The following is a 24,765-nucleotide window of genomic DNA, read 5'->3' on the forward strand; positions in this document are numbered from 1 at the left end:
GCGACCTCAGATCGCCAGCACTCCGGTCGCTTTATTCGAGGAACCGGTCGCTGACGTCCTCGTCCGGGAGCATACACCGGTCTTTTTTCCCGAACCAGTCGTATCGGTTGCTCGCGACGATATCGTACGCCCGGTCGCGGAGCCGCTTCGGAAGGATTCGCGCAACGGCCCCGACCTTATACGGCCACCCGAGCAGCTCCGCGGTCCGGATCGCCGCGCTCGATTTGGTGTACGCTCGGTCGCCCTCGACGAGCACGAACGAGTCGAACCCCTCCGTCGCGAAGTCGTGACGCTCCAGTAGCTGTTGGCCGACCGGCGACTGCAGCGACGCGAACCGGAGCGTTCCGTCGGTGTCGCGTGGGATCAGAAACGAGACGACCCCGCTACACAGGTTGCAGACGCCGTCGAAGAGGACGGCGGGGTGTTCGTCGAGCTCCGCCGCGGTCGGGGGCGGGCTCTCGGCCTCGGCGCGCTCGGTTCCGCCGCTCTCGCCTGAGGCGTCTGTCTCGTTCGTCTCGGGGGCAGTCGTTTCGGTGGGCATCGTGAAGGAGAGTCCCGTGCAAGCGGTTGGGTCTCCAACGACATCTAACCCGGGGTTCGCGAGTCTCAGCGCTCGCTTCGGACGGCGACCGTCTCCTGTTCGAACCCGTCCTCGTCGCCTCGCCAGCGCCACGATCCGACGAACGGGTAGCCGTCCAGCGCGCAGATGACGTACGAGTGCTCTGGCCAGGTCGCTCGCGCCGCGTCCGTCTCGCTCGGATGCGTCGGCCCCGTCGGATGCGAGTGATAGAACCCGACGAGATCGAGTCCGTCTGATTCGACCCGCTCGATCAGTTCGAACTGCTCTTCGGGATCGATCAGGTAGCGGATCTCCGGCGTCTCCGCGACGTTCTCGGCCGCGTACGTTTGGGTTACGACGCTCGGACCGCCGTCCGTGCCGTGCGTGCCCGCCAGCACGCCGCAGATTTCCGCCTCGCCGCCCTCGTACGCGTGGTAGACGATGTCGTCGTACGCCGCTCGACTCAGTTCGATCATGGTCGCACTGAGGCGGGTCCGCCCGATAAGTCCGTCCCGACCGGCAAGCGGTACGTCGCGTCCGAGGTAGCGGCAGTCGTTGACGCCCAGCCGAGCGTTTTGGTCGCAGGCCCGTGGTCTTCGATCACGGTCCAGATAATACATGCGCGAGACAGACGCCGAAAGCGGAGAAACGCCCGCCGCGGCGACCGCCGACGAGGCGCTCCACACGACCCTCGATATGCCGTTCGATGACGCGGTCCCCTTCGTCCAGATCGAACACGAACTCGCCGACTTCGAGACGGTTCGCGTCACTCGCCTCGATCAGATGATCGAGGGGATGCTCGGCCACGACGACGTCGAACGGACCGCGCTTATCGTCGTGTGTCATCCCGAGATCGCGTTCGACGCGATCGACATCGATCCGACGCTCGCGGGAATGCTGCCGTGTACCACGCTCGTGTACGAGCGAGCGGGCGACGATCAGGTTCACGTCCACCACGTGTCGGCGACGAAGGCGATCCGCGATCTCGGGTGTGCACCCGCGGGCTGCGGCGATGCCGTCGACGATCTCGTGGCGAAAACCGGCGCCCTGATGACGGTCGTTTGGGAGAACATCGAGGAGCACGGTCACAGCCAGGAGTCGGGGTAGCGGGTTACGCCACCGCACGCGAGCTACGGTCCTTCGACGCGTCGGAAAGCGTCACGGACCGTCGAAGGCGTCGCGTACGGCCCCCCGCGAACGCGGTGGTCCGGGAGCAACAGCGGGACCGGGTTCTCGTTCAGCGCCGCCGTCACCAGTTCGAGGTCCTTCGGGTCGTCGGCATCGAGTCCGGCCAGTCGCGTCAGTCGACTCACGGAAACCTCCTCGCCGTACGGCACCGATCGGAGCGGTTCGAGGACGCCGCGCCGGTCGGTCGGCACCGTGAGACCGACGACGACGTCGTCGAACGCGTCCGGCTCACCGCGGAGGTACGCCTCGATTCGGTCGAGCAGCTCGTGGTCCTCGGTCGCGTCGTCCGGCACCGTCGCCGGAAACGACACGGAGATGACGCGGCCGCCGGCGACGCCGACCTGTACCGCCCGGTCGAGTTCGGCGTAGTCGCGGGCGAACACTCCGGAAGTCCCTGTCGAATCCATGTCCGGAACTGCGAGGCCCCGTCGGTTAAAAGACGCGTCGGCGACGGCTCCGGAGGTGGGGCTCGATCAGGCTCCGCTCTTCTCGACTTGGTACCACTCGCCGTCCCAGCCGAGGAGGTATTCGAAGGCACACCGTACCGTCAAGAGACCGAAGCCGGGGTACACCAGCGGCACGAGCGCCAGTCCCGGGCTGAGCTCGGTGACGTGGCCGTCCCGGTAGTCGGCGTACACCGCCGGGAGTACGGAGAGCGCGACGGCAGCGAACGGCAGCAGGAAGAACGCCTCGAGGTCGACGACGAGCAGCACCACGACCTTCGCGGCGAGCGCGAGCAGGTAGACGCTGGCGAGGAGACTCGACGCGATGCGGACCGTCGAGAGGAACCCGCGGAGGCCGCCGCGGTCGAACCCGCCGCGGAGCGCCTTGTGGAGCACCTCGATGTGGCCGAGCCGCCAGCGTTTGCGCTGCCCCCAGAGGTCGCGCACGGAGTGGGGCGCTTCCATCTCGTTGGTGACGTTACGTGCCTGTCGAACGTCGAGTCCCTCGCGGAAGCACTTGTGTGCGAAGTCGATGTCCTCGGTGAGGAGGTGATCGAGCCCGTCCACCGACTCGAACGCCGCTCGCGTGAACGCGACCGAGGAACTGCGACAGTAGGTGAACCCGAGCGGTTCGACGAGCTTGTAGCCGGCGTGGAACAGGAGCCGCTCGCAGTACGCGAGCGCCTCGACCGGGCCGGTCACCCGCGGCACGCGGCGGGCCTGAAAAATGTCGCAGTCGGTCTCGGTCAGGTGGTACACCCCGGTCGGCACGAAGTCGGGGTCGACCCGCTCGTCGGAGTCGAAGGCGACGAAGTGGTCGGCGTCGAGCCGGGCGACGGCGTCGTTGATCGCGCCGGCTTTCGACCCGGGGACCCGACTCGCGAGCACCCGGACGTTCGGATGAGCGGCGTACTCCTCGGCGGCCTCGCGGGTCGCGCCGTCCTCCGGTTCGGTGACGACGGCGATCTCGAGGTTCCGGTAGTTCGACGCCAACAGCGTCTCGACGCTCTCGCCGACCACGTCGGCGTCGCGGTACGCGGGCACGATCGCCGCCACCCGAGGACCGTCGAGCAGCCGTTCGTCCGGGTCGCGCTTCCGAAGTACCTCGCGGGCCAACAGGAGCCCGCTGATCGAGACCAAGACCGAGAAGACGACGGCGGTCGTCACTGCCTCTATCGTCGCGACTCGGACGATCATCCACGGGAGGGAGAGATCGAACGTCTCCATCTGGATCGCTTGATACGTACCGACGGCGAGGACGACCCCGACCGTGAGGACGTACCCCGTCAGCTCGACGGCTCTGCCGAGGCGACCGAGCATATCCCGTGTTCTCCGAGCGGACACAATCAATATTTCGCTCTGAATGCGCCAATTTCCCTCCGACACCGCGCTCGGCGAGAGCCGTGTCGGCAGAGACGGTCGTCCGAAACGTCGACCGAGATGACTCCCCGCAAGCCTTATGTACAGATACGTGCATTAGTGTACACTAATGGAGGACACAACCGAGCTGGCCCCGGCCGTCCGGTCGATCCTATCGGCCGCGCAGAGCCGGGCATCAGAGGGTCGGTCCGGCCGCGTCGCGGTCGGTCCGCGGAATCTGCGAGCCGCCTTCGAGGCCGCAGAGGCCGAGGGACGCGTTCCGGTCATCGCCGAAATTAAGCCGACGAGTCCGACGACGGCGGGGACCCGCGAGGACGACCCGGTCGAGTTGGCCGGATCGATGGTCGCGGGCGGGGCCGCGGCGCTGTCGGTGCTCACTGAGCCGGAGCACTTCGGCGGGAGCGTCGAGACGCTCGAACGCGTCCGCGACGCCGTCGACGTGCCCGTCCTCCGGAAGGACTTCGTCGTCGCGGAGTCGCAGCTCGACGCGGTCGAGAGCGACGTGGTCCTCCTCATCGCCCGATTCGTCGGCGACGACCTCCCGGACCTGCTGACCGCCGCCCGCGACCGGGGGTTCCAAGTGCTCGTCGAGGTCCACGACCGCGAGGAGCTGGCGGCCGCCCTCGACGCGGGCGCGACGTTCGTCGGCGTGAACAACCGCGACCTCGCCGAACTCGTCGTCGACCTCGGAACCTTCGAGTCGGTGGCGCCCGACGCTCCGGACGACGTGACGCTCGTCGCCGAGAGCGGGATCGGATCGCCCGACGACGTCCGCCGAATGCGGGCGGCCGGCGCGGACGCGCTGCTCGTCGGCAGCGCGATCATGGACGGCGACGTCGAGGCGAACACGCGCGAACTGGTGCGGGCGGAGGCGACCGCGGAACGCGACGCTGCAGAACGCGACGCCACGGAACACGACGCAACTACGGACCATCCAACATGAGCGAAACCGACACACAGACGACGGATCGAACGGAGACGACGCGACGACCCGGTCGCGAGCGCGGACGCGGAGACGGGAAATTCGGCCGCTACGGCGGTCAGTACGTCCCCGAAGCGCTGATGCCGGCGATCGAGGAACTGACAGACGCCTACGAGCGGTACGTCCTCGACAACGAGGACGGGTTCATGGACGAGTTTCGCGAGCGACTCGCGGACTTCGGCGGCCGTCCGATCCCGCTCCAGCGGGCCGACCGACTCTCGGAGCGGTACGGTCGCGACGTGTTCCTCAAACGCGAGGACCTCCTCCACGGCGGCGCGCACAAGCTGAACAACGCCCTCGGCCAAGTCCTCTTGGCGAAGTACATGGGCAAAGAGCGGATCATCGCGGAGACCGGTGCGGGCCAACACGGCACCGCGACCGCGATGGCGGCGGCCCACCTCGACATGCCCTGCGAGATATACATGGGCGAGCGCGACATCAACCGGCAGCGACCGAACGTCTTCCGGATGAAGCTCAACGGGGCCGAGGTGAACCCCGTTACCGCGGGCCGCGGCACCCTTAAAGAGGCCATCTCGGAGACGATGCGCGACTGGGCGACGACCGTCGAGAACACTCACTACGTGATCGGCTCCGTCGTCGGTCCGCACCCGTTCCCGGTGATGGTCCGCGACTTCCAGGCCGTCATCTCCGAGGAGGCGCGGGAACAGACGATCGAGAAGACCGGGGCGCTCCCGACCGACGTCGTCGCCTGCGCGGGCGGCGGGTCGAACACGATGGGGTCGTTCGCGGCGTTCGTCGACGACGAGGACGTCGCGCTCCACGCGGTCGAGGCCGGCGGTTCGACGCTGGAAGTCGACGAAGACGCCGGCGTCGCCCCGAACTCGGCCTCGCTGTACACCGGTGAGGAGGGCGTCCTCCACGGCGCGCGCACGAAGCTCCTGCAGGACTCCGACGGACAGATCATGGAGAGCCACTCGATCTCCTCCGGACTCGACTACGCCGGTGTGGGTCCCGAACTCGCGTACCTCGTCGACGAGGGGCGCGTGAATCCGGTCGCCGTCGACGACGACGCGGCGTTGGAGGGGTTCCACCGGCTCTCACACACGGAGGGGATCATTCCCGCCTTGGAGACGGCGCACGCGTTCGGGTTCCTCGAAGAGCACTACGAGGAACTCGGCGACCGCGTCGTCGTCACCGTCTCGGGACGCGGTGACAAGGACCTCGACGCGGCCATCGAGGAGACGGACAAACGAGACATCGCGGAAGCGCCCGACATGTCGATGTTCACGGGGGGGATCTGAGTGGCGGACCGAGCCGCTGAGACCGGGAATTCCGCGGCCATCGCCGCCGCTTTCGCCGACGGTCCTGCTTATATACCCTACCTCGCCGTCGGTGACCCGGACTACGAGTCCTCGCTGGAGTACGTCCGAGCGCTTGACCGCGGCGGCGCGGACATCATCGAGCTCGGCCTCCCGTTCTCGGAGCCCATCGCCGAGGGACCGACCATTCAGGGTGCGCTCGTCAGGTCGCTCGACGCCGGGATGACGCCGGACCGGTTCTTCGCGTTCGCCGAGGATCTCGACGTCGAGGCACCGCTCGTCTGCATGACGTACTACAACCTCATTTATCAGTATGGTGAGAGCGACGGTCCGCAGTCGTTCATCGAGCGCGCCGCCGCGGCGGGCATCGAGGGGCTCGTCGTTCCCGACCTGCCGGCCGAAGAGGCCGACCCGCTGCGGGCGGCCTGCGACGAGTTCGGTCTCGATCTGGTGTTCATCGTCGCGCCGACCACGGTCGGGGAACGGCTCGATCGGATCATGGGGCAGGTGTCGGGGTACGTGTACGTGCAGGCGCGGCTCGGCACGACGGGCGCGCGCAGCGACGTGTCCGATCAAACCACGGAGAGCCTCGACCGGCTGCGCGAGTACGACGTGCCGAAAGCGGTCGGGTTCGGGATCTCCGCCGGCGAGCACGCCGAGCGCATCGTCGCGGGCGGAGCAGACGGGATCATCGTCGGCTCCGCGCTCGTCGACATCATCGCGGAGGGCGTCGAGGACGAACTGTCGACCGACGAGGTCGCCGAGCGGTTGGAGTCGCTGTCTCGGGAGTTGAAAGCGGGTGCCGAGCGGGGGTACGCGACGCGCGCGGAAACGACCGAGGTACAGTAGCGCCTCGCGAGGCGCGCGAGCCCAACAGCGCGACGCGGCAGCCCCTCGCGGAGTTCGAGCCAATACGTCCCCGAACGAAACCCACTTACCTCCGATTGCCACACACTCACACAACGACCGACCATATCATGACAGCAGGACTCTCGGCACGACTCGACCGCATCTCCACGAACGACCGCTACCTCATCGTCCCCATGGACCACGGGATCACCATGGGCGCCGTCGAGGGCCTCGTCGACATCGAGTCGACGATAGACGGCGTCACCTCGGGCGGCGCCGACGCGGTGCTCACCCAGCGCGGGATCGCCCCGCGGGTTCACCCGAACAAGAACGACGCCGGCTACATCGTCCACGTCAACGGCTCGACGACGATCGGCCCGGACGAGAACGACAAACGCGTCACCGCGACCGCCGAGGACGCGGTGCGCGCGGGCGCCGACGCCGTCTCCTTCCACATCAACGTCGGCTCCGACCACGAGCCGGACCAGATCGAGGAGCTGGCGGAGCTGACCGCCGACGCCGAACGGCTCGGCCTGCCCGTGCTCGCGATGGCGTACGCCCGCGGACCGGGCGTCGACGAGGCGGACCCCGAATCGCTCGGGCACGCGGTGCGTCTCGCGGAGGAGCTCGGCGCAGACGTGGTAAAGACGGGCTACTCCGGGGACGGCGACTCCTTCGCGCGCGTCACGGAATCGACTCGCCTCCCGGTCGTTATCGCCGGCGGCTCGAAAGGCACCGACCGCGAGACGGTCGAAATGGTCCGCGGCGCGATGGACGGCGACGCCGCGGGCGTGTCGATGGGGCGATCGATCTTCCAGCACGACGACCCCGAAGGTATTGCTCGCGCTGTGTCCGCCGTTATCCACGACGACGCGAGCGTCGACGAGGCGCTCGCGGCGGGCGGATTCGTCGAGGCCTGACGGTCACTCCGCGCCGACGTTCTGGTCGCTTTCGAACGAGTCCGGGTCGGGTTCGATGTCCGCGTACTGGACCGCTCGACGGCCGAGGACGAGGGTTCGTCGCTCGAGTCCGTCGTCGACGAACTCGCCGTTCTCGAACTGATCGCTCGCGTTCGGGAGCGCGACCTGATGCGGAATCACCCACGCGTTGAGCGCTCGGCAGACGGAGCGGAGGTGTTCGAGCGCGGTGACCGGGAAACCGCCGCCCGCGACCGCGAGCAGCCCGACGGTCTCGTCCTCGAACTCGTCGAACCCGCAGTAGTCGAGGGCCGTCTTGAGCGTCGAGGAGTACGACCCGTGGTACATCGGGGTCCCGAGGACGACCGCGTCGGCCTCGCGGATCCGTGCCGTGAAGGCGTCGGCATCGCCCGCGGCGCTCCGATCGGCGTCGTACGTCGGGAGATCGTACTCCCGGAGGTCGAGCAGTTCGGCGGTACCCCCCGCACGGCGAACGCCGTCGAGTGCGCGACTGACACTGAGTCGGGTGTAGCTCGTGTCTCGAAGGCTGCCAGCAACGCCGACGACGTGTGGTGAGTCGGGCATGCCCCGTACGACAGGCCGTCAATACTAATACGATCGGAGTGAGCGACGCCGCGAGGCGGACCGATAGGAGTTAACAGGCGGCGCTGATCCGCTCCTGTGGCTCCGGGCCCCCCACTGGCCCGTTCGGATCGACCTCCTGCTCGACGTGGAAGACCGTCACGGACTCCACGCTCCGATCCGTTTGCTCACAGACGTACGCCACCACCGGCCGGTACTGCGACTCGTCGGCGTACCGGACCCTGTGTCCGAACTGATGCCAGAGGGTCGTCGGATACGTTTCCGCCGCGTCTGGTGGGCGATCGAACGCGACCGTGCCCCCGTTGAGCGCGTCGACTGACTCACCGGATTCGAGCGTCGCCTGGACGACGTACCAACTGGAGGTGTCCGGCGGATTCGGCGCGAAGAACGACCAACTCACCTCTGACAGCTCGCCGGCCGGTTCCGACTCCGGGAGGTCGACGAGCCCGACCCCCACGGCCTGCCAGCCCACGAGCGCGAGGAAGACACCCACGAGCAGAAGAGCGCTTCCCGTTCGGATTCCGCGTCCAAGCCGGGACAGGGCCGGAACCGACGATTCGGTTGTCTCTCCGCCGTCGCTTCGGTACACACGCCCCGCGAACCGGGATGGCCCGTGGAGCCTCGACGTGATCGCCTCGACGACGTCCCAAGCCCTTGGCGGGAAGTACAAAAGCAAGACCGCGACCATGACGAACGGGAACACCCCGAGCCGCATCGTCGCGGCCATCCCGAGGTGCGCGGAGACGAACGCGAAGGCGACCCCGAACCTGAGCCGTTCGAGCGGGGCGATCAGCAATACGGACGCCGAAAGGAGCGCGATCCAGAGCCAGTTCATCGCCGTGAGGGCCGCGGCGTGCTCCGAGACGAACGGACCCAGTAGCACGACGAACTCCTCCAGCTGAAAGATCCGGGGGACTGCGATACCCGACATCCACGCGTCGCTCCGATATTTGGAGATCACGTTCGCCGCGTAGATCGACACGAGCGTCAGGAGGATGACGGCCGTCCCGAGCGAACAGACCCGTCGGTCGATCCGGTTTCCTCGTTCGGCATCCTCTCGTTCCTCACCCGTTCGTCTGTCGACGTCGTCCCGATCGTTGCGGCCGTCCGGACGGTCCGCACTGAGCGACCAGCGGGCGTCGAGCGGGAGAAAGAGGCTCAAAAACAGGACCACGACTAGGATCGTGTTCCCGCCGTTGATCACGAACGGATTTCGAGCGTACAGCGACGCGAGCAGAACGAGGGAGAGAGCCGTCGATATCCGGGTTCGATAGCCGACGAGCAGACAGGCAGCGGCACAAGCCGCAATTGCGAGTAGCCCCGTTTGCACCCACGCCGAGCCGGATATCGCGTGGATCGAGAGGGCCTCTAACACGGGGTACACATCGGCGAGCGTCGAACGCGGAAGGACTCCGCTGTCGGTGTAGAACGCGCTCAGCCCCGGGAGTCGGTAGGCGAGCAGATCTCCGAGAAGCAGGAGCGCCAACGCGATCCGGAACGCGCCGAGCGCTCGCGGATCGATCCCGAAATACGGTGTGCCGCGCTCACGGAGGGATTCGCGCGTCGCGGCGTATCGGGAACCCGCTTTCGAGAGTCGCTGGCGTGGTGTCGTCATTCGGTGATAGTAGTTGTACGATACGATCTCAGTGATAAGTGCTTTGTCGTCGTTTCGCCTGCCGCTCGCAACGCGCGACCCTTCCGCAGTTTTCAAGCCCGCCCGCCGTGAGGTTCCGACAATGACACGCACGGTCTGGATCAAAGCCGACGGAAGCGTCGGCGACTGGGAGACGCGTAAGCGACGGATCACGACCGCCATCGAGGCCGGGGCGGACTGGGTGCTCGTCGACGAGGCGGACGTCGGGCGCGTCCGCGAGCTGGGCGACATCTCGATCGCCGCGTTCCGGTCCGAGGCGGACGTCATCGACGACGCCGAGAGCGACGCGGAAGCCGACGCGTACTTCGTCGGCAAGGGCGGCGAGGGCGACGGAACGATCGACATGCCCGAGGACTTCTCCGGCTCCGCCGACCTCACCACGGTCCGCCGACGCGACGACCGCGCGCAGGGGGTGTACGTCCGCGTGCTCGGCACCGAGTACGAGCGGTTCGCCGAGGAGGCGGCGACCGACGCCGAGTTCACGATCGTCGTCGGCGAGGACTGGTCGATCATCCCGCTGGAGAACCTGATCGCTCGGGTCGGGGAGGAGACGCAGCTCATCGCCGGGGCGACGACGGCCGCGGGGGCGCAGACCGCCTTCGAGACGCTGGAGATCGGCGCGGACGGCGTCCTCCTCGACACGGACTCGCCGGACGAGATCCGCGGCGCGGTCGACGCCCGCGACGCGGCCGACCGCGAATCCCTAGACCTGCGGTACGCGGAGGTGACCGCGGTCGAGCAGACCGGGATGGCCGACCGGGTGTGTATCGACACCGGGACGCTGATGGACGACGACGAGGGGATGCTCGTGGGGTCGATGTCGCGCGGGCTCTTCTTCGTCCACGCCGAGACCGCCGAGTCGCCGTACGTCGAGTCGCGCCCGTTCCGCGTGAACGCCGGGGCGGTCCACGCGTACGTCAGGAACGCCGAGGGCGGGACGAACTACCTCGCGGAGCTGTCGAGCGGTGACGAGGTGCAGATCGTCGACACCGCCGGCCACACGCGGGAGGCGATCGTCGGTCGCGTCAAGATCGAGAAACGGCCGATGTTCCGGGTTCAGGCGGAGGTCGAGACGGACGACGGGGCCGACCGCGTGGAGACGCTGATCCAGAACGCCGAGACGGTGAAGGTGGCGACCAGCGACGGCAAGAAGGCTGTGACCGACCTCGAAGCGGGCGACGAGACGCTCGTGTACTACGAAGACGTGGCGCGGCACTTCGGCGAGGCGGTCGAAGAGAGTATCATCGAGAAGTAGCGGGGCCGAGCAGCGCGAGGCCCCGTATGCGAGCGGCGCAGCCGCGAGCCGAGTGGCCGACCGCACGGGAGGCCAGTATAACGGAGCGGGCCTGTGGCCCGTGAGTGTTCTTTTAAGTGCCACTCTGAATTGAGCGGATCGTATACCTACGAGAGCTGTTGTAGCAGGATCTAATCGGTTTTCGTGAGTCAGTAACTGACAATCCACGCGAACCCTTATCGGCGATGGAGAACGAATTGACCGTATGAACACGCCAGCCGAGCCCAAGACGGGCGTACCTGGCTCGGTCGGTTCGTCGGACGAAGGGCCGATCGAAACCAAGGATCCGCTCGATCGCCCTTTGGTTCGAGCACGGGCGATATCGGTCGCGCTCACGTTCCTGGGGATGATCGTAGGTCTGCTCGGTGGATGGCTCAGTGCGCCCTCGTGGCTCGTTTGGGGAAGCTACGCGGTCGCGTACGTCTCCGGCGGGTGGCACGGGCTTATCGGGAGCGTCACGGCCCTCCGCGAGCCCGCCGTGGAGATCGACCTCCTGATGGTTCTCGCGGCGCTCGGCGCGCTGATCATCGGTGCGCCGTTCGAGGGAGCGCTACTGCTGTTCCTCTTCTCGCTGTCCGGGGTGTTAGAGGAGTACGCGATCGGACGGTCGCGCACCGCGATCAAGTCGCTCATCGAGATGCGACCGGAGTCTGCCCGGGTTACGCGCGACGGCGAGCCCGTGTCGGTACCGATAGACGATGTCGAGGTGGGCGACGTGTTCGTCGTCCGGCCGGGCGACCGGCTCCCGCTCGACGGCGTCGTCGAGTCCGGCGAGAGCACGGTCGACCAGTCGTCGCTTACCGGCGAGTCGGTCCCCGTCACGAAGGAGCCGGGCGACGAGGTGTTCAGCGGGACCATAAACGAGACGGGAAGTCTGGAGGTGCGCGTCACGCGTGAGGCCCACGAGTCCGCGATCTCGCGGCTCATTCACATGGTCGAGGACGCCCAAAGCAAACAGGCACCCACCCAGCAGCTCATCGACCGCTTCGAGCAGCCGTACGTGCTGGCGGTGCTCGCGATGACGGTCGTCGCGATCGCCGCACCGATCCTCCTGTTGGATCACGCCTTCGACCCGACGTTCTATCGCGCGATGACGCTCATGGTGGCCGCCTCTCCGTGTGCGGTGATCATCTCGACGCCGGCGGCGGTGCTGTCGGCGATCTCGGCGGGCGGCCGACAGGGAGTCCTGTTTAAGGGCGGCGAGCACATCGAGACCGCGGGCGACGTGGACGCGATCGCGTTCGACAAGACGGGGACGCTCACAGAGGGGAACACCCGGCTGACCGACGCGACGGCGCTCGACCGCGCCGCGTTCGACGGCGGGGTCGCCCCTGGCGAAGGGGCCGAAGGCGACGCCGACGTCGCGGTCGCCGCCGCCGACATCACCGACGACGAGCTCCTCGCGATCGCGGCGGCGGTCCAGTCGCGCTCCGAACACCACCTCGCCGAGGCGACCGTCGAGGCCGCGGCAGAGCGCTCGCTCGATCCGTCGGAGGCGACGAAGTTCCAGGCCGTCGTCGGGAAGGGCGTACACGCGGTCGTCGACGGCAGAACGATACACATCGGTAATCCGCGGTACTTCGAGACGGTGCTCGACGGGCGGTCGATCCACGGGCTCGACCGCGGTCTCGACGCGGTCCACGACTTGGAATCCGACGGGAAGACCGCCGTGCTCGTGGCGAGCGAGCCTCACGATAGCGAACCGGAGGACGACGGAAACACCACCGCCGAGGGCGACGGCGCGGCACCGGTCCGCGTGCTCGGCTGGCTCGCGTTCACCGATACGATCCGCGAGGACGCGGCCGCCACGATCGCGGAACTCCGCGAGCAGGGCGTCGAACAGATCGTGATGCTCACGGGCGACAACGAGCGCGTCGCGCGCCACATCGCCGACGAGCTCGGCATCGACGAGGTGTACGCCGAGCTCCTTCCCGAACAGAAGGTCGAGCACATCGAGCGGCTCAAGGAGCGTCACGAGGGCGTCGCGATGGTCGGCGACGGCGTGAACGACGCGCCCGCGCTGGCGACCGCGGACATCAGTATCGGCATGGGCGGAGCGGGGACGGACGTGGCGCTCGAAACGGCCGACATCGTCCTCATGTCCGACAAACTGGAGAAGCTGCCCTACGCGTTCGCCCTGAGCCGCGAGACGAAGAAGACGCTGTACATCAACTTCGCCATCGCCTTCGGCGCGATCGCGATCATGATCGCCGCGATCCTCACCGCGGGGATCCCGCTCCCGCTCGCGGTGGTCGGCCACGAGGGATCGACCGTGCTCGTGAGCCTGATCGGGTTGCGGCTCCTCGGTTTCGACGGGTGATCGCGGTACGTGTATTCGGGAGGTCTGCGGTCAGATCCCGTACAGCTCGCCGTACTTCTCCTCGACGTAGTCGGTGAACGCATCGGCGGAGAAGTCCGCACCCGTGGCGCGGCGCACCAACTCGTTCGTCTCGTAACGGGACCCGTGTCGGTGGACGTTCTCGCCGAGCCACTCCTGGAGCGGCCCGAACTCGCCGTCGGCGATCTTCCCGTCGAGATCGTCGATGTCGCGTTCGGCGGCGTCGAACAGCTGGGCGGCCATCACGGAACCGAGCGAGTAGGTGGGGAAGTAGCCGAAGTTCCCGTGGCTCCAGTGGATGTCCTGCAGACAGCCCTCGCTGTCGGTGTCCGGGCGGATCCCGAGGTACTCCTCGTACTTGTCGTTCCACGTCTCCGGGACGTCTTCGACGGCGAGGTCGCCGCGGACGAGGTCGCGTTCGATCTCGAACCGGACGATGATGTGGAGGTGGTAGGTGAGCTCGTCGGCCTCGACGCGGATGAGGTTGTCCTCGTGTACTTGATTGAACGCCTCGTAGGCGTCCTCGACCGTCGCGTCGGCCGTCTCCGGGAAGCGCTCGTGGAACGCGGGAAGGAACTGCTCCCAGAACGCGCGGCTCCGGCCGACGTGGTTCTCCCAGAGCCGCGACTGGGACTCGTGCACGGAGAGGTCGCGCGATTCGCCGAGGGGGGTCGCCCAGTGCTCCTGCGGAAGTCCGAGGTTGTACTGCGCGTGGCCGTACTCGTGGATCGTCGAGCCGATCGCGCCGAGCGGGTCGGACTCGTCGAAGCGGGTCGTCACGCGGCAGTCGAACTGGTTGCCCGAGGTGAACGGATGCGAGGAGACGTCGAGGCGCCCGCGGTCGAAGTCGTAGCCGACGAGGTCGAGCGCGTCGCGCGCGAGCGCTTCCTGATCGTCCTCGGGGAAGGTCCCCTCGAAGGTGTCGACGGCGAGGTCGGCGTCGGACTCGCGGATCGCGTCGATCATGGGAACGAGCGTCTCGCGGAGTTCCTCGAGGATGGACTCGGCGCGATCGATGGAGAGGCACGGCTCGTACTCCTCGAAGAGGACCTCGTACGGGTCGCGGTCAGGGTCGATCTGTTCGGCGTACTCGCGTTTCAGCTCGACGTGTTTCTCCAGGTAGGGAGCGAACGTCTCGAAGTCGTCTTCGGCTTTCGCCTCCTCCCACGCCTGCAGCGCTTCCGAGCCGGTCTCCGAGATCTCCTCGACGAGCTCGACGGGGACGGCGTCGGCGCGCTCGTACTCCCGGCGGACCTCGCGGACGACCGCGGCCCGCTCGTCCGTGAGATCGGTCTCGTCGAGCTCGCCGAGCAGCTCGGCCGTCTCCTCGTCGGTGACCATCTCGTGCTGGATCGACGAGAGCGTCGAGAGCTGTTTCGACCGGGCGGGGGTGCCGCCCGCGGGCATCATCACCTGCTGGTCCCACCCGAGCACGCCGGCGGCGCTTCCGACCGTGTTCCACCGTCGAACGCGGTCGAGGAGGGCGTCGTACGCGTCCGGGGCGTCGGTCGTGTCGTCGGCTTCGGCTTCCGTTGCCATACGCCACGGATCGGTCGCGCAGGTTAAGAAGGGACCGAACGCGGAACCGCCGAGTTCGCCGTCCAGCGGACGCGGCGGCGGACCGACCGCAGGTCGACCGCGAGCGGGTCGCCCCACGGAGCCGGGCGAACCCGCCCCGAGCGCGACCTATTTCAGACCGGCCGCCGAAGCGTCGACAACGAATGGACACCGACGAGGACACCATCGACCTGCGATCCGACACCGTCACGACGCCCTCGGATGAGATGCGCGAGGCCGCCCGCGACGCCGAGGTCGGCGACGACGTGTACCGCGACGATCCGACGGTCAACGAGCTGGAGCGCCGGGCCGCCGAGGCGGTCGGCACCGAGGCCGCGCTCTACGTCCCCTCGGGGACGATGGCGAATCAGATCGCCGTCCACGTCCACACCGAGCCCGGCCAAGAGCTGCTCTTAGAGCGGGAGTCGCACATCTACCGCTGGGAGCTCGCGGGCGCGGCGAAGCTGTCCGGCGTCCAGACCCGGACGATCGACGCCGGTGAGCGCTGCGTGCCGACCGCGGACGCGGTCGCCGAGGGGCTCGTGAACGAGGACCTCCACAGACCGGGAACGGGGCTACTCGCGCTGGAGAACACCCACAACTACCGCGGTGGGATCGCGGTCCCGGTCGCGGAGACCGCCGCGGCCGCCGAGGTCGCCCGCGACGCCGACGTGCCGGTCCACCTCGACGGCGCGCGCGTGTTCAACGCCGCGGTCGCGCTCGGCGTCGACGCGAGCGAGATCGTCGAGCCCGTCGACAGCGTCACATTCTGTCTCTCGAAGGGGCTCGGCGCGCCCGTCGGCTCGATCCTCGCCGGCGACGAGGCCTTCGTCGGGGCCGCTCGTCGCGTCCGGAAGCTGTTCGGCGGCGGGATGCGACAGGCCGGGATGATCGCCGCTCCCGGACTGCTCGCGCTGGAGAACGTCGACCGGCTCGCCGAGGACCACGCCAACGCCGAACGGCTCGCGGCCGGGCTCGGCGCGATCGACGGCATCGACGCGCCAGCGCCGGACACGAACATCGTGGTCGCGCACACCGAGGCCGCCGGGATCCGAGCCGCGGACCTCGTGGAATCGTGCAAGGCGACTGGCGTCGGCTGCGTCGAGTTCGACGAGTACGCGACGCGGTTCACGACGCACCTCGACGTCGACCGCGGGGACGTCGACGACGCGGTCGAACGGATCGGCGACGCGGTCGCCGCGCTGTCGACGTGAGACGGCAACGGCAGGCAGCGGTCAGCTGATATCGACGGGTCGGCGGGCTCCGTTCTCACGGAAACCTTCAATTTGACGCGCGATCAACACGGCGGCATGGACATGAGACGGTTCGGCGCGGAGCCGCAGCCTGGGCGAACAGAGGTGAACGGCTCCCTTCCCTGAGGTCGTCGGGGTCGACATCAGCGGCCGTCACGAGGAAGACGACGGGTACCTGATGGTCGCGGCCGCGGTCCACGCGCGGATCGATTCGACGCGGATCCGGTCGGTCGAGGGGATGGGATTCGCCGCCGCCCGCGAAGGCCCGACTCTCGACGCGACGCTCGAGGTCACGGCGTCGGCGATCGGGAACCTCCCCGAGCCGCCGGACGGTCCAATCGTCGCCGAGAACGGCGAGTTCTACGAGGAGCCGGCGGATCGCGTCGGACTGAGCTTCCAACCCGACTTTAAATATGTCGAGAGCATAGGGGAACGCGAAACAGTGCAGGCAGCACACTACGCCGCGTACGCCGCTCGCGACCTCCTCTTATGACGAGGGACGTCGCGGGGGCGGACGCCGACGGAGACGCAGAATCGGTCCCTCGGGAGCAGCGGGCAGTCGTCGCGAAGCGCGTCGACACCGGGACCGCCGACCTGACCGAGATACGTCAGCTCGCGGCCGCCGCGGGCTACGAAGTCGTCGGTGAGCTCTCGCAGACTCGCACGGAGGACGCCGCGTTCATGTTCGGCGAGGGGAAGGTCGCGGAGCTGCGCGACTTGGTCCGCCGGACCGACGCTGGTGCCGTGATCGTCGACAACGACGTCGGACCCTACCAGACGTTCAATATCGGCGGCGAGCTTCCCGAGGGCGTCGCGGTGATCGACCGGTTCACCCTCATTCTGGAGATTTTCGGCCAGCGCGCGAACACCCGGAAGGCCCAGATCCAGGTCGAGCTCGCGGAGCTCCGGTACGAGCTCCCGCGCGCCGAGGCGAAAGCGAGTCTCGCGAAACGCGACGAGCGACCCGGATTCATGGGGCTCGGCGAGTACGACGAGAGCGTCGAGCGCGACATCAAACGACAGATCTCCGAGATCCGTGACGAGCTCGACTCGATCGCCGAAAAAGAGCAGGACCGTCGCGAGCAACGCCGCGATTCCGGCTTCGATCTCGTCGCACTCGCGGGGTACACGAACGCCGGCAAGTCGACGCTGATGCGGCGGCTCGCCGCCGAGATCGATGTCGACGAGAACGCCGACCGCCACCCCGACCTCGATCGGACCGCGGAGTCGCAGGACATGCTCTTTACCACGCTCGGCACTACGACCCGCCGCGCCGAGATGGAGAAGCGGGACGTACTCCTGACGGACACGGTCGGGTTTATCGCGGACCTCCCGCACTGGCTCGTCGAGTCGTTCGAGTCGACGCTCGACTCGGTGTACCGCGCCGACCTCGTCCTGCTCGTCGTCGACGCGAGCGAGCCGGTCGAGGTGATGCGCGAGAAGCTCGTTACCAGCCACGACACGCTCTACGAGCGCAACGAGGCGCCGATCCTCACCGTCTTCAACAAGGTCGACTGTCTGGCTCCCGGTGAGCTGGCGGACAAGCGCGGGGCGCTGTCCGGCGTCGCGCCCGATCCGGTCGCGGTCTCGGCGAAGACCGGCGCTGGCGTCGCCGAGCTCCGCGACCGCGTCGAGGCGGAGCTCCCCGACTTGGAGCGCGAGCGACTGGTCCTCCCCGTCTCCGACCAAGCGATGAGCCTCGTCTCGTGGATCCACGACCACGGCCACGTCGACGACGAGGCGTACGCGGACGATCAGGTAACCGTCGATTTCGAGGCGAAGCCGTCTATCGTCGCTCGCGCCCGGTCGAAGGCGGCTGACCTCGCGGCGACGGGATCGGCCGCCGACTCGGCCTGACGAGCCGACGTGACCGGCGATCTCCCTCTCGCCTCGCCGTGAGTGCCTTCGGAGCGGTGCCCCGGCGACCGTCGTCGGTCAGCGGGAGCGCGGACAAAGTATACATTCCTCCACTTGCGAACACGTATCATGGATAACGCCGGATCCGACGGCCGGCGGTTCGACGAGCCGAGCCACGCTGACGGTGTGGGCGGCGAGGCGGTTATCGAGCCGCTGGCCGCGTTCCGCGAGCGGGCCGTTACGAGCGACAGGGGGGTCTACGAGAGATTTGAGGCGGACTGGCCGGAGTGCTGGGAGGCGGCCGCTGACCTGCTCGACTGGGAGCGCCCGTACGAGACGATTTTGAACGACGACGACCCGCCGTTTTACGAGTGGTTCGCCGGCGGCGAGCTGAACGCCGCGGCGAACTGCGTCGATCGACACCTCGACGACCGCCGCAACCAGCTCGCGATCAGATGGTTCGGCAAACGCGGCGAGCGCCGGTCGTACACCTACCTCGACCTCTATCGAGAGGTGAACGCACTCGCGGCCGGGCTCCGCGAACTCGGCGTCGAGGAGGACGACGTCGTGACCCTGTACATGCCGATGATCCCGGAGCTACCGGTCGCGATGCTGGCGTGTGCGCGGATCGGCGCGCCGCACAACGTCGTCTTCGCGGGGCTCTCGGCGGAGGCGCTCTCCACCCGCCTCGACGCCGCGGACTCCGAGTACCTGATCACCTGCGACGGCTACTACCGCCGGGAGGACGCGTTCAACCAGAAATCGAAGGCCGATAACGCCCGGCTACGGATGGACGGCGACCTCGACGCGACGGTCGTCGTCGACCGGCTCGGCGACGCCCTCGATGTGCCCCTCGGGGAAGACGAACACGAGTACGAGTCGCTCGTCGACGCGCACGACGGCGAGACGGTCGAGCCGGTCGCACGGGACGCCACCGACCTGCTCTTCGTGATGTACACGTCGGGAACGACGGGGCGGCCGAAGGGCGTCGAGCACGCGACCGGCGGCTACCTCGCGCACGTCTCGTGGACGACGCGGAACGTCCTCGACGTGCGCCCGAACGACACCTACTGGTGTGCGGCCGACATCGGCTGGATCACGGGTCACTCCTACGGGGTGTACGGCCCGCTCTCGGTCGGGACCACGACCGTCCTCTACGAGGGCTCGCCGGACTATCCCGACCGCGATCGAGTGTGGGACCTCATCGAGCGCAACGCCGTCAGCGTCTTTTACACCTCGCCCACCGCGATCCGCTCGTTCATGAAGTGGGGCGCGGAGTACCCAGAGCGCCACGACCTCTCGTCGATCCGCCTCCTGGGGACCGTCGGCGAATCTATCACGCCGAAGGCGTGGCGGTGGTACCGCGAACACGTCGGCGGCGGCGAAGCGCCGGTGGTCGACACGTGGTGGCAGACGGAGACGGGCGCCATCGCGCTCGCGACGCTCCCGGGGGTCACGCCGATGAAGCCCGGGAAGGTGGGGCCGCCGCTGCCCGGAATCGACGCGCGGGTCGTCGACGAGGACGGCGAGCGAGCTGATCCCGGCACCCCCGGCTACCTCACCATCGCGTCGCCGTGGCCCGGAATGCTCCGCGGGCTCCGCGAGGGAGACGAGCGCTATCTGCGGGAGTACTGGGTCGACGCCGAGGACGGCTGGCGGTACCGGACCGGAGACGGAGCGGCCGTCGACGAGGACGGATACGTCACCATACTCGGTCGCGTCGACGACGTCATCAACGTCCGCGCTCGGCGGTTCAACACCGCGGAACTCGAGGCCAGTATCGTCGGCACGGACGGCGTGACCGAGGCGGCAGTGGTCGGCGACGACGGCGGCCGAATCGTCGCGTACGTGACGACCAGGGGCGACGTCGACCCCGGAGCGGATCTCCGGACGACGATCGCGGATCGAGTGGCGCAGTCGGTCGGCGACCTCGCGCGGCCGGACCGGATCGTGTTCACTCCGGAGCTCCCGAAAACGCGGTCGGGGAAGATCATGCGGCGTCTGTTAGGAGATATTGCGCGCGGCGAGGAGTTCGGCGACGTGAGCGCGCTCCGTAACCCCGAGGTCGTCGGCGAGATCGAGTCGGCTGTTCGAAAAGAGTAACCAAAGAAAGTTACTATTAAAGCACACAGAAACATAATACGGTTTCATATTACCCCGCTCGTAGTAGCGGTATGCGCACCCTCGTCTCGCGGTCCGCCCTCAACCACCGCAAGCGGGCGCTCGTCAAGACGCTCTGTTATCGACTCGTTATGGTCACGATTACCGTCTTCGTCGCGTGGGCGGTCGTCGGCAACATCGGCGACGCGCTGCATATCGGTATCGTGACTAACTTGGTGAAAACAGCGACGTACTACGGGTACGAACGGTTCTGGGACCACATTACGTGGGGTATCAGGGACAGGCGGTGAGCTCGGAGCTGCCATCCTCTTGCGACTGAAGCCGCGGTTGTTGCGGACAAGCCGCGGTACCGGTCGATCCACGCTGCGGGTAGTTGTTTCGTATTTTTGTTTATAAGCGATCCAGATAGACGGCAGTGTCAACCATAGTGGCCGTAATGTTCTCACTTGACGGCCGTTCACCGGCGTTTCGCGCTCATATCGTCGTTCTATCCAATACTTATATTTCGGGTTATCTTCGTTATACGAAACAGATGCCGGACGGACTCACCGCCGACGCGTACGACGCGCTCGTCACCGCCGCGGAGACGTACCGCGCCGGGATCGTCGTCAGACTCGCCGGAGAAGCGGGCCTCCGAACCGCCGAGATCACTCGTGTGGCGCCGGGTCACCTCCGCGAACCGGACACCGGGACGGGTTCGGGTCTACTCTCCGTGCCGGTCGAGAGCGGAGGCGCGGGCGACGGCGATGGCCGAGACCGTCGAGACGCGGCGGATCGAGAGACGACCGTTCCCGCGTCGCTCGCGGCGGAACTCCGCCGATACGCCGAGAACACGGGGCTCGACGAGGACGAGCCGTTCGTCGACGTCACCCCCCGCCGCGTGCAGATGATCGTGAGCGAGACGGCCGCGCGTGCCGCCGAGCGGACCGGCGGTGCGGTCCCCTCGGACGTGACGCCGAGCGACCTTCGCGCGACCTTCGCGCGGCGACTCCTCGTCGATCGCGGTGTGAGTCCGCACGTCGTACGCGAGGCGGGAGGGTGGGAGACGATGGGGTCGCTCGACGAGTACCTCGACCCCCTCGACGGGGACGCGATCGCCGAGGCAGTAGCCGACGGCTCCGACGGAGACGAGACCGCCGATCCGATCGACGGCCACGTCTCCGCCGTGTTGAGCGGGTTCGAAGGCATCGCGGACGCAAGCGACGCGGAGATCGACCCGCCGATCGCGGCGGTCCCTAACCGGCTGACTGACGCAGAGCGCTGGTCCGAGGCGTGGGTCGTTCGCGGGTGGACCGACGGCGAGCGCACGGAGGTCGTGGGGGCGGCAGGCGTCGACCGAGAAGTGCTCGTCGACCGCGGCGTCGCCGACGGCGGCCCGTGGCGCGACGCGCTCGCTGATGGGGAGCCGGTCGCGAGCGACGGCCACCCGGCCACGGGAGGTCGCCCGTCGCTCGCGGTTCCCGTTCGCTATCGGGAGGCCACGCACGGGGCGCTGTGTGTCGTCGCCGCGAACGGTGCTCCCGTGACCGACGACGAGCGACGGGCCCTGTCGACGCTCGGGACCTGTCTCGGCTGGGCGGTGACCGCGGCGCGGTGGCACGACTTGCTCCACTCCGACGCCGTCACCGAGGTAGAGTTCAGAACCGCGGACCAAGGGGCGTTCATCGCCCGGACGAGCGCGGCGCTCGGCTGTCGCATCGAACTGGATTCGACCGTCTCCGTCGACGACGACGCCTCCCGGTTCTATCTCACCGTGGACGACGCCCGACCGCAGGGAATTGCCGACGTAGTCGCCAACGCGGACGGCGTCAGCGACCTGCGAGTCGTCGATACCCGCGAGGGCGGCTGCGCCGTCTCGGTCCGCGTCGAGGGCGGCTCAGCGGTGCGAGCCCTGACCGAACACGGGGCGACGGTCCGAGACGCGACCGGAAGCGACGGCGCCGTTCGCGTCGTCGCCGATCTCCCCGAGGGCGCGGGTATTCGACCCGTCGCAGACGGGCTCAGGAAGCGGTTTCCCGACGCTCGCCTCACGAGCAAGGAGTCCGTTTCACGGCCTCCGGTCACCGAATCGTCGCTCCGGGAGGGAGTCACCGATCGATTCACCGACCGACAGTGGGCCGCTCTGTCGGCCGCGTACCACGGGGGTTACTTCGACTGGCCGCGGGGAAGCACGGCCGAGGAAGTCGCCGACGCGATGGGCGTCTCCTCGCCGACGTTCCACAACCATCTCCGGAAGGCACAGCGGGCGCTGCTCGACGGGCTCTTCGAGGAGGAGCAGCGACGCGACCCGAGCAACCGATACGCGCCCTGAAGAGAGTGATGACCGCGCCGATTCGACCGGAGATCTATCACGATTTTTCGTATTTAGCGTTAGCGTTTATATGCCGAGATCGGTTGGGTACGCCCGTACCATGACAGAGGGTGACGGTCAACTGGAAGCGAGATTGGAAGAGCAGGAGGTGTTCGAGCCGTCGGCGTCGTTCGCCGAGCAGGCGAACGTGTCCGACCCAGACATCTACGAGGAGTTCAACGAGAACTGGCCGGGATGTTGGGAGGCGGCCGCGGACCTCCTCGACTGGGAGTCTGACTACGATCAGGTGCTCGACGACAGCAACCCCCCGTTCTACGAGTGGTTCACCGGCGGGGAGCTGAACGCGTCGGCGAACTGTCTCGACCGACACCTCGACGAGCGGGGCGACGAGGCCGCGATCGAGTGGGTCGGCGAGCCCGTCGACGAGGACGATCGCACGTACACGTACGCGGAGCTCCACCGCGAAGTGAACGAGTTCGCGGCCGCGCTCCGCGACATGGGCGTGGAGGAGGACGACGTCGTGACGATGTACATGCCGATGATCCCGGAGCTACCGGTCGCGATGCTGGCGTGTGCGCGAATCGGCGCGCCACACAGCGTCGTCTTCGCCGGGTTCTCGGCCGACGCGCTCGCGACGCGAATGAACTCCGCGGACTCCGAGTACCTCGTTACCTGTGACGGCTACTACCGCCGCGGCGATCCCCTCGATCACTTGGACAAAGCCAACGAGGGGCTCTCCGGCGTCGAGCACGACACAACCACCGTCGTCGTCGACCGACTCGGCCCCAACGGCGACGACTTCGGCCACGAGCTCGACGACGACCAGCTCGACTACGGCGACGTCGTCGCGGACCACGAGGGCGCCGAGGTCGAGCCGGTCACCCGCGACGCCGAGGACATGCTCTTTTTGATGTACACCTCGGGAACGACAGGGAAGCCGAAGGGAGTGAAACACACGACCGGCGGCTACCTCTCGTGGGTGTCGTGGACCTCGCAGGCGGTCCTCGACATCAAGCCGGACGACACGTACTTCTGTTCGGCCGATATCGGCTGGATCACGGGTCACTCGTACATCGTCTACGGGCCGCTCGCGCTCGGAACGACGACGATGATGTACGAGGGCACTCCGGATCACCCCGAGCGTGACCGGCTCTGGGAGATCGTCGAGGAACACGAGGCGACGCAGCTGTACACGGCTCCGACGGCGATCCGCGCGTTCATGAAATGGGGCTCGACGTTCCCCGACCAGCACGACCTCTCCAGCCTGCGACTGCTCGGGACGGTCGGCGAGCCGATCAACCCCCGCGCGTGGAAGTGGTACTACCAGCACATCGGCGACGAGGAGTGCCCGATCGTCGACACGTGGTGGCAGACCGAGACGGGCGGGATGATGGTCACGACGCTCCCCGGTATCAAGGACATGAAACCCGGGGCAGCCGGACCGCCGCTGCCGGGACTCGACGTACAGATCCTCGACACGCTCGGGGAGGAAGTCGGTCCGGGGAAGGCCGGCTACCTCACCGTACAGAAGCCGTGGCCCGGCATGCTCCGGACGCTGTACAACAACGACGAACGCTACATCGAGGAGTACTGGGCGGAGTACTCCGACACGGACAGCGACGACCCCGACGACTGGGTGTACTTCCCCGAGGACGGTGCCAAGATAGACGACGACGGCTACATCACCGTACTCGGCCGCGTCGACGACGTGCTCAACGTCTCGGGCCACCGGCTCGGGACGATGGAGATCGAGTCGGCGATCGTCGGCGTCGAGGGCGTCGCCGAGGCCGCCGTGGTCGGCGGCGACCACGAGATCAAAGGCGAGGCCGTATACGCGTACGTGACCACCGAAGACGGCTACGAGGGCAACGACGAGCTCCGAGACGCCATCATCGCCGGTGTCGAGGACGCCATCGGTCCGATCGCCCGACCAGAACAGGTCGTGTTCACGCCCGACCTGCCGAAGACGCGGTCCGGAAAGATCATGCGCCGCCTGCTGGAGAACATCGCCGACGGCAAGGAACTCGGCAACACCAGCACGCTGCGTAACCCGGAGATCGTCGAAGATATCCAGAAACAGGCGAACAACTGAGACCACGCTCGGTCTCATTTTCGGCCGAAGACGCGCGGTTAAGTGACAGGAGACGGCACGAACCACAACCGAGACACACGCACACGA

The 24,765-nt window shown here is 67.6% G+C and carries 21 protein-coding genes; 14 read left to right on the plus strand and 7 right to left on the minus strand.

Annotation, left to right across the window (positions count from 1 at the left end; translation table 11 throughout):
- Window positions 1–31: 31 nt before the first annotated feature.
- Both ACNSN4_RS07235 and ACNSN4_RS07240 read right to left on the minus strand, forming a co-directional pair.
- A complete protein-coding gene (locus ACNSN4_RS07235; protein WP_418285128.1) occupies window positions 32–541 on the minus strand; it encodes a thiol-disulfide oxidoreductase DCC family protein in 510 nt (169 codons plus the stop codon).
- A 65-nt stretch (window positions 542–606) separates the two neighbouring features.
- Window positions 607–1,035: a desampylase gene (locus tag ACNSN4_RS07240; RefSeq protein WP_418285129.1), complete on the minus strand. Its 429-nt coding sequence runs from the start codon at window positions 1,033–1,035 to the stop codon at window positions 607–609.
- Between the two features lie 142 nt (window positions 1,036–1,177).
- On the opposite strand from ACNSN4_RS07240, the gene ACNSN4_RS07245 reads away from it, so the two are divergent.
- Complete coding sequence (locus ACNSN4_RS07245) at window positions 1,178–1,666, plus strand: DUF302 domain-containing protein (RefSeq protein ID WP_418285130.1); 489 nt, start codon at window positions 1,178–1,180, stop codon at window positions 1,664–1,666.
- 23 nt (window positions 1,667–1,689) lie between these two features.
- Here the strand turns inward: ACNSN4_RS07245 and ACNSN4_RS07250 are convergent, their stop codons facing one another.
- Both ACNSN4_RS07250 and ACNSN4_RS07255 read right to left on the minus strand, forming a co-directional pair.
- The gene (locus tag ACNSN4_RS07250; protein WP_418285131.1) at window positions 1,690–2,154 is read right to left on the minus strand and encodes an MGMT family protein; all 465 of its coding nucleotides are present in this window, start codon (window positions 2,152–2,154) and stop codon (window positions 1,690–1,692) included.
- Between the two features lie 66 nt (window positions 2,155–2,220).
- Window positions 2,221–3,510: a glycosyltransferase family 2 protein gene (locus tag ACNSN4_RS07255; RefSeq protein WP_418285132.1), complete on the minus strand. Its 1,290-nt coding sequence runs from the start codon at window positions 3,508–3,510 to the stop codon at window positions 2,221–2,223.
- Between the two features lie 169 nt (window positions 3,511–3,679).
- Here ACNSN4_RS07255 and trpC point away from each other — a divergent pair, with 169 nt between their 5' ends.
- From trpC to ACNSN4_RS07275, 4 genes are all read left to right on the plus strand, one after another.
- A complete protein-coding gene (gene trpC / locus ACNSN4_RS07260; protein ID WP_418285133.1) occupies window positions 3,680–4,513 on the plus strand; it encodes an indole-3-glycerol phosphate synthase in 834 nt (277 codons plus the stop codon).
- Window positions 4,510–5,814: a tryptophan synthase subunit beta gene (gene trpB, locus ACNSN4_RS07265; RefSeq protein WP_418285134.1), complete on the plus strand. Its 1,305-nt coding sequence runs from the start codon at window positions 4,510–4,512 to the stop codon at window positions 5,812–5,814. Before trpC ends, trpB begins: the two co-directional genes overlap by 4 nt.
- Window positions 5,815–6,681 (plus strand): tryptophan synthase subunit alpha, encoded by an 867-nt coding sequence (gene trpA / locus ACNSN4_RS07270; RefSeq protein WP_418285135.1) that lies wholly within the window; start codon window positions 5,815–5,817, stop codon window positions 6,679–6,681. It begins immediately after the preceding gene.
- A 128-nt stretch (window positions 6,682–6,809) separates the two neighbouring features.
- Window positions 6,810–7,601: a 2-amino-3,7-dideoxy-D-threo-hept-6-ulosonate synthase gene (locus tag ACNSN4_RS07275; protein ID WP_418285136.1), complete on the plus strand. Its 792-nt coding sequence runs from the start codon at window positions 6,810–6,812 to the stop codon at window positions 7,599–7,601.
- 3 nt (window positions 7,602–7,604) lie between these two features.
- Here ACNSN4_RS07275 and ACNSN4_RS07280 read toward each other — a convergent pair whose 3' ends face one another.
- On the minus strand, window positions 7,605–8,183 hold the full coding sequence (locus ACNSN4_RS07280; RefSeq protein ID WP_418285137.1) for an NADPH-dependent FMN reductase: 579 nt from the start codon (window positions 8,181–8,183) through the stop codon (window positions 7,605–7,607).
- Window positions 8,184–8,253: 70 nt separating this feature from the next.
- Window positions 8,254–9,816 (minus strand): HTTM domain-containing protein, encoded by a 1,563-nt coding sequence (locus ACNSN4_RS07285; protein WP_418285138.1) that lies wholly within the window; start codon window positions 9,814–9,816, stop codon window positions 8,254–8,256.
- Window positions 9,817–9,937: 121 nt separating this feature from the next.
- Between ACNSN4_RS07285 and ACNSN4_RS07290 the strand changes: the two genes are divergently transcribed.
- Window positions 9,938–11,110 (plus strand): 3-dehydroquinate synthase II, encoded by a 1,173-nt coding sequence (locus tag ACNSN4_RS07290; RefSeq protein WP_418285139.1) that lies wholly within the window; start codon window positions 9,938–9,940, stop codon window positions 11,108–11,110.
- Between the two features lie 244 nt (window positions 11,111–11,354).
- Window positions 11,355–13,469 (plus strand): heavy metal translocating P-type ATPase, encoded by a 2,115-nt coding sequence (locus tag ACNSN4_RS07295; RefSeq protein WP_418285140.1) that lies wholly within the window; start codon window positions 11,355–11,357, stop codon window positions 13,467–13,469.
- 30 nt (window positions 13,470–13,499) lie between these two features.
- Here the strand turns inward: ACNSN4_RS07295 and ACNSN4_RS07300 are convergent, their stop codons facing one another.
- Window positions 13,500–15,026, minus strand: a complete 1,527-nt coding sequence (locus tag ACNSN4_RS07300) for a carboxypeptidase M32 (RefSeq protein WP_418285141.1) — start codon at window positions 15,024–15,026, stop codon at window positions 13,500–13,502.
- Between the two features lie 182 nt (window positions 15,027–15,208).
- Here ACNSN4_RS07300 and ACNSN4_RS07305 point away from each other — a divergent pair, with 182 nt between their 5' ends.
- From ACNSN4_RS07305 to acs (ACNSN4_RS07335), 7 genes are all read left to right on the plus strand, one after another.
- The gene (locus tag ACNSN4_RS07305) at window positions 15,209–16,258 is read left to right on the plus strand and encodes a threonine aldolase family protein (protein WP_418285142.1); all 1,050 of its coding nucleotides are present in this window, start codon (window positions 15,209–15,211) and stop codon (window positions 16,256–16,258) included.
- Between the two features lie 181 nt (window positions 16,259–16,439).
- Window positions 16,440–16,790: a DUF2209 family protein gene (locus ACNSN4_RS07310; protein WP_418285388.1), complete on the plus strand. Its 351-nt coding sequence runs from the start codon at window positions 16,440–16,442 to the stop codon at window positions 16,788–16,790.
- Window positions 16,787–18,154 carry a GTPase HflX gene (gene hflX, locus ACNSN4_RS07315; RefSeq protein ID WP_418285143.1) on the plus strand — a complete coding sequence of 456 codons (1,368 nt, stop codon included), beginning with the start codon at window positions 16,787–16,789 and terminating at the stop codon, window positions 18,152–18,154. Before ACNSN4_RS07310 ends, hflX begins: the two co-directional genes overlap by 4 nt.
- Before the next feature lie 129 nt (window positions 18,155–18,283).
- The gene (gene acs / locus ACNSN4_RS07320; protein WP_418285144.1) at window positions 18,284–20,257 is read left to right on the plus strand and encodes an acetate--CoA ligase; all 1,974 of its coding nucleotides are present in this window, start codon (window positions 18,284–18,286) and stop codon (window positions 20,255–20,257) included.
- Between the two features lie 71 nt (window positions 20,258–20,328).
- Window positions 20,329–20,565, plus strand: coding sequence for a DUF2061 domain-containing protein (locus ACNSN4_RS07325; RefSeq protein ID WP_418285145.1), 237 nt, complete (start codon window positions 20,329–20,331; stop codon window positions 20,563–20,565).
- Window positions 20,566–20,807: 242 nt separating this feature from the next.
- Entirely contained in the window at window positions 20,808–22,586 is a 1,779-nt protein-coding gene (locus tag ACNSN4_RS07330; protein WP_418285146.1) for a bacterio-opsin activator domain-containing protein, read from the plus strand.
- Between the two features lie 100 nt (window positions 22,587–22,686).
- Window positions 22,687–24,678 (plus strand): acetate--CoA ligase, encoded by a 1,992-nt coding sequence (acs, locus tag ACNSN4_RS07335; RefSeq protein WP_418285147.1) that lies wholly within the window; start codon window positions 22,687–22,689, stop codon window positions 24,676–24,678.
- Window positions 24,679–24,765: the final 87 nt, after the last annotated feature.

Origin of the sequence: Halorubrum marinum (genome assembly GCF_048381195.1) — an archaeon.
Taxonomy (GTDB): domain Archaea; phylum Halobacteriota; class Halobacteria; order Halobacteriales; family Haloferacaceae; genus Halorubrum.